General features: G+C 59.7%; 5 protein-coding genes and 4 pseudogenes. 4 read left to right on the top strand and 5 right to left on the bottom strand.

Annotation, left to right across the window (positions count from 1 at the left end):
* Positions 1 to 75: pseudogene (locus NKJ67_RS34965) on the bottom strand (DNA-binding response regulator); the annotation flags it as partial.
* A gap of 79 nt (positions 76 to 154) precedes the next feature.
* On the opposite strand from NKJ67_RS34965, the gene NKJ67_RS34970 reads away from it, so the two are divergent.
* A complete protein-coding gene (locus tag NKJ67_RS34970; RefSeq protein WP_352585875.1) occupies positions 155 to 430 on the top strand; it encodes an acyl carrier protein in 276 nt (91 codons plus the stop codon).
* A gap of 105 nt (positions 431 to 535) precedes the next feature.
* Here the strand turns inward: NKJ67_RS34970 and NKJ67_RS34975 are convergent, their stop codons facing one another.
* The 3 genes and pseudogenes from NKJ67_RS34975 to NKJ67_RS34985 all read right to left on the bottom strand — a co-directional run bounded on the left by NKJ67_RS34975 (position 536) and on the right by NKJ67_RS34985 (position 2,059).
* A complete protein-coding gene (locus NKJ67_RS34975; RefSeq protein WP_023737119.1) occupies positions 536 to 1,153 on the bottom strand; it encodes a hypothetical protein in 618 nt (205 codons plus the stop codon).
* Positions 1,153 to 1,332 carry a hypothetical protein gene (locus tag NKJ67_RS34980; protein ID WP_031194388.1) on the bottom strand — a complete coding sequence of 60 codons (180 nt, stop codon included), beginning with the start codon at positions 1,330 to 1,332 and terminating at the stop codon, positions 1,153 to 1,155. Before NKJ67_RS34980 ends, NKJ67_RS34975 begins: the two co-directional genes overlap by 1 nt.
* A pseudogene (locus NKJ67_RS34985) lies at positions 1,329 to 2,059 on the bottom strand (IS6 family transposase). The gene NKJ67_RS34980 and the pseudogene NKJ67_RS34985 overlap by 4 nt, the downstream one beginning before the upstream one ends.
* Positions 2,060 to 2,352: 293 nt before the next feature.
* Between NKJ67_RS34985 and NKJ67_RS34990 the strand changes: the two are divergent.
* From NKJ67_RS34990 to NKJ67_RS35000, 3 genes and pseudogenes are all read left to right on the top strand, one after another.
* On the top strand, positions 2,353 to 2,730 hold the full coding sequence (locus tag NKJ67_RS34990) for a hypothetical protein (RefSeq protein ID WP_023679574.1): 378 nt from the start codon (positions 2,353 to 2,355) through the stop codon (positions 2,728 to 2,730).
* Positions 2,731 to 2,948: 218 nt separating this feature from the next.
* Positions 2,949 to 3,104, top strand: a pseudogene (locus NKJ67_RS34995) (DUF1403 family protein); the annotation flags it as partial.
* Positions 3,105 to 3,179: 75 nt separating this feature from the next.
* Positions 3,180 to 3,889: pseudogene (locus tag NKJ67_RS35000) on the top strand (IS6 family transposase).
* Positions 3,890 to 4,016: 127 nt separating this feature from the next.
* On the opposite strand, the gene NKJ67_RS35005 reads toward NKJ67_RS35000, so the two are convergent.
* Positions 4,017 to 5,083: KUP/HAK/KT family potassium transporter (locus NKJ67_RS35005; RefSeq protein WP_352585878.1), on the bottom strand; the 1,067-nt coding region annotated here is incomplete at its 5' end.

Below are 5,083 nucleotides of genomic sequence, written 5' to 3' on the forward strand. Positions count from 1 at the left end.
GGCATGCATCGTGAGATACTCGGCGATGAGGCGCCGCATTGCGGCATCATCGTCAATGACAAGAACATGTTTCAACGGCACACCTCGTTTTGGGGGTTGGGCCCCGATCAGGGTTGCATTACCTGAATCTGCAATCAAAAGGCATGTATTAGTGATGACATTACTTGAAATTGAACAACTGGTTCTCAAAACCCTCAACGCTCTAGTTGCCGAAAAAGTAGAGGTCTCGATGACAACCAGAATGCGGGATCTCGGCCTCGACAGCCTCGACTATAACGAGCTTGCTACGGCGATCGAGAGCCGACTTGGCTGGTTTGTCGACGATTACAAGCTCTGGCGATACGAGTCCGTAAGGCATGTCGCCGACGCCGTCGCCAGTCAGGAGTTGCGCACCGCGGAACCACCAGCAGTGCGGCAAGTGCTGGAGTAGTGCTGTAGGCACAGGTTACGGTGAGGGCAGCTTGGGCGGCGGTAGCTATGGCCATTGCTCCGCTGTGGTTTGTATCCGTGACTGGTGTGTTTGAGAACTGTTGGGTCAGCCCGGTCCATGTCGCAGTGCCGATGCCCCCTTGGTGGCGTTGCCCGCAATTGCGATCGCTGCGCCCAGGGCACCAATGCTGACGGTCGTTGTCAGGCCACCCGTTGAATTGTTGTCAGAGGCAACAGTGCCCACCACACCATCCCAATCGGTGGTCGTATAGACCGACATGTAGTCACGGAACACGCTCTCACTATACGTGGTCACGATCGTTGCCGTCGTACCGGTTGGCACGAGGGCTGACCACACTGACAGATAGACCACACCAGAATTGAAGATGCTTTCCACCTGAGCGAGAAGGGTGGCAGCCACACCCCCAATCGTCATACTGTTGACGGTCACTGCACTTTCGGTGTCAGTGGTCTCAGTTGTCACGATGACACGACGATTAGCGTGTGGCGCGACAAGAAGCGGAATGCTGGTGTGGGTGTAAACGGTCGTGGCAGTCGAGTCTTCGTGAGTGCCATTGAAGACCAGATCTATCGGGAACATTTTCTCCCAGACGCCCGAGCTGCGCACATAGACCTGTCGAGCCTTGGTCCAGAGGCTTGAGATTTTCACCCAGACGGCGCTGGCCGCCCCCCAGACCCCGGAGGCTTTGACGTAAAGGGCCATTACGGCTGCACCCAGAAATCACCGTCCACGCCGCCAGAAGGGGCAGCGGCCGAGATCGTGACGCTGCGATTTGCCATCGTGCCGACGCCGAGAAGCGCCTTGGTCTGGGCAATGGACTGCGGTCGACGATAATTGTCCCCGGTGCCGTCACTCGACACGCGACCGACGAAGCTCGTCACAGCGTCGGCACCTGTGGCGTAGGTCGAGCGGTACAAACGCGTCGTGATATCACCAGCGCCATCGCGCTGAGGCGATGAACATGTATGGCGAGAGCAGAACGTTTGGGGCGGGGCGGGACGAAGAGGTTGCGGAGGGCTGACAAGGTCGAGACGAAGCGTTGCAGGCCTCTCGGCGATCGGACCCCTGCATCATCCGCTCCCGTTTTCGCGGCGGCACATGGGAATTCTCCGCTCCGTTGTTCAACCCCTTGTGCGACCGGTGCTTGACGTCCGGCATCACCTGTCGCTTTGCCGCTCCATACGAGCGCAGCTAGTCGGTGATCATGCGCTTCGGCGCGAGCCCCTGCTTCTTCAACAGCCGCGTCAGCAAGCGCTTGGCGGCCTTGGTGTTGCGGCGGTTTTGCACGATTTCGTCCAGCACATATCCATCCTGGTCGACGGTGCGCCACAACCAAAGCTTTTTGCCGGGCGATGGTGACGACCACTTCGTTCAGGTACCAGACGTCATTCCGGCACGGCGGCTTGCGGCGCAAGCAGCGAGCGCAGTCCAGCCCGAACTTGATGCCCCACCGGCGACTTGTCTCATACGAAACCACGATGCCGCGTTCCAGCAGCATTTCCTCAACCAGGCGCAGGCTCAGCGGAAACCGGAAATAAAGCCAGACCGCGTGGGCGATAATAGGCGGCGGAAATCGGGGGGCGTGTAGCTGACGGCGGGCGTATTCATGCCCCCCGGCGTCCATGTCGCAAATCTTGACGATTGCTTTGTGTGTCAAGCCCGCCGCAGGTCTCAACGCGTTCAATGCAGACATTGTGAAAATCGCCCTATTCCGCCTTTTTTACCGCCCCTTAAGTCCCCCGCTCGCATGCTTGTCGATGCCATTGAACTCATAGCCATCGGCCAAGGATTTTGGAAAATATGTTTCCGCTCGCAGCAGAAAACGTGAGAGTCGCTGTAGGCCTAACGTTAAGGGGAGAGAGCGGTTTGATTGGACGAAATGGGTACCGGAGTACCGAGTCATGAAGCCACGAGGTAATCTGGTCCGACTGAAGCAATTTCAGGTGAATGAGAAGCGGCGACAGTTGCACCAGCTAGACATCATGATTGCCGATTTCGAACGCATGGCGCGAGAACTGGACTTCCAGTTAAACGCCGAGGAAACGAAGGCCGGCATCTCCGATGTCAATCATTTCGCTTATCCGACGTTCGCCAAGGCCGCTCGCCTACGTCGTGACAACGTCAAGAATTCGCAATCGGACCTTCTGCGGCAGAGAACCGCAGCCGAGCCATGCCTCGCCGAGGCTGAAGCAGAGCTCTCCAAGGCGCAAATGCTAGAATCGCGCAGCGGCAGAGGCCACGACCTCGAACCCGGCAACCGAAGCGCCATGATCGGCTGAGCCGGATGGCTTCAGCGCGCCTCATTCGCGACACCCGACTGGCCGTTGGCGCGCGAGAGGCGTGCGGGCACTGTAAAGATATCAGCGTATTGATGCAGCGATAGCTGGTCGGGACGGCTGTCGTGCTGCGGCGACATACGCGATTTTGTTCCAGATTTGCATGGCGGCGTTACGCAGGTATTGGGGGAAAGTGGAACTGGTTGGCACTCGGATCATCGGTGGAAACGAACCGCTGCCGGCGGATCGGCGCCTGGCGGCAACGCCTGGCGCTTTCGGCGGCGGCGGTAACGGCAAAGCAGGCTGGCCGGTCGAGGATGAAGCGGCACCTGCGCGATGCCGTTCTGCTCACGGCCGGGAGACGGGGTCGGCCCCGCCGGCCGGATGCTGCTCGCTTGGCGCGGCATCGTAAAGTCAACCGACAGCTTATGAAGATGTGCGTACATTGGGCCATGTCAGAAGTTGCTCGTGATCCGCTCTATGGTCGCCACCGCTTTCCCGCCGAGATCATTGCGCACGCGGTATGGCTCTACTTTCGCTTTCCGCTCAGCCTGCGCATGGTTGAGGACATGCTGGCGGCCCGCGGCATCATCGTCACGCATCAGACCGTTCGAAGCTGCGCGGAGAAATTCGGACGGCATTCCGCCCAGGAGATCAATATCAGCCGGCTGCCTGGGCGATAAATGGCATCTCGACGAATGTGTCGTGGCTATCAGTGGCAAGAAGCAGTGGCTCCGGCGTGCCGTCGATCAGGACGGCTTCGTCCTCGAAGTGCTGGTACAAAGCCGCCGAAATGCCAAGGCGGCAAAGCGTCTGATGCGCAAGTTGCTGAAAGCTCAAGGGCGGACACCACGGATCATGATCACCGACAAGCTCCGATCCTATGATGCCGCCATGCGCGACCTCATGCCCGGCGTCGAACACCGGTCGCACACAGGCCTGAATAATCGAGCGGAAAATTCGCACCAGCCGACCCGACGACGCGAAAGGATCATGAAACGCTTCAAGTCGGCACGCCAGCTTCAGCGGTTCGTTTCCATCCATGATCCGATTGCCGACCTGCTCACTTTCCCTGCAATGCGCTGTCATCGGCTCAACATCGAGACCTGCGTAACGCCCCATGCAAATCTGGAACAAAATCGCGTGTGTCGCCACAGCGTGACAGCCGTCCCGGCCAGCTATCGCTGCATCAAGCCGCTGAAACTTACAGTGCCGGGCGCGCTGCTACCTGAATTTCCTTACCGCTCAATCAATGTGACAGCACCGATTCTTCTCAACCGCGGCATGCCCTAAATCGTCACTTGCGTTCCGATCTCGACGACGCGTCCGGTCGGGATCTGGAAGTACTCCGTCGCGTCGGCCGCCGTACGCGCCAGGCCGATGAACAACCGGTCCTGCCACACCGGCATGCCGGAATTGGGCGAGGCCTTGAGCGAACGCCGTGACAGGAAGAACGAGGTCGTCATGATGTCGAACTTCCAGCCTTGCTTGCGGCAGATCGCCAGCGCGCGCGGGATGTTCGGCTGCTCCATGTAGCCGAAGGTCAGCGTCACCCGCATGAACAGCTCGTTGACCGTCTCCATCTTGACCCGGTCGCTGTCGGGCACCACCGGTTGCGGCGCGGTCACCACCGAAAGGATGACGTTCTGCTCGTGCAGCACCTTGTAGTGCTTCAGGCTGTGCATCAGCGCGGTTGGCGCGCTGAGTGGATCGCTCGTCAGGAACACCGCGGTGCCGGACACCAGCTGCGGCTTTTTCTTCAGGAGATTGCCGGCGAGGAAATCGAGCGGGATTTCGTTGCGGCGGGTCTTGTCGAACAGATAGCGGCTGCCGCGCACCCAGGTCCACATAGCCAGCACAATGGTGAAGGCCACCGCCAGCGAAGCCCAGCCACCCTCGAACACTTTGACGATGTTGGAGGCAAAAAAGCCGACATCGATGAAGCCGAACAGCGCCGTCATGGCGACCGCCACCCACAGCCGCCATTTCCAGATCCGGGTCATGACGACGAACAGCAGCACCGTCGTCACCAGCATGTTGCCGGTCACCGAGATGCCATAGGCGGAGGCGAGCTTGCTCGATTCGCCGAAACCGACGACCAGCAGCATCACCGCCAGCGCCAGCAACAGATTGACGCGCGGCATGTAGATCTGGCCCGACTGCTTCTCCGAGGTGTGCAGGATTTCCAGGCGCGGCAGCATATTGAGCTGCACCGCCTGCCGGGTCAGCGAGAACGCGCCGGAGATGACCGCCTGGCTGGCGATGACAGTCGCGGCAGTCGCCAGCACGACCATCGGGATCAGCGTCCAGCCTTCGTTCATCTCGAAGAACGGATGGCCGACGACGCCATTCTTGG

The sequence above is a fragment of the Mesorhizobium sp. M0088 genome (genome assembly GCF_040322895.1).
Lineage (GTDB): Bacteria > Pseudomonadota > Alphaproteobacteria > Rhizobiales > Rhizobiaceae > Mesorhizobium.

Excerpts from the sequence above, each read along its gene's own strand:
- NKJ67_RS34970 (WP_352585875.1), top strand. The coding sequence starts at position 155 with ATGACATTACTTGAAATTGAACAACTGGTTCTCAAAACCCTCAACGCT.
- NKJ67_RS34975 (WP_023737119.1), bottom strand. The coding sequence starts at position 1,153 with ATGGCCCTTTACGTCAAAGCCTCCGGGGTCTGGGGGGCGGCCAGCGCC.
- NKJ67_RS34990 (WP_023679574.1), top strand. The coding sequence starts at position 2,353 with ATGAAGCCACGAGGTAATCTGGTCCGACTGAAGCAATTTCAGGTGAAT.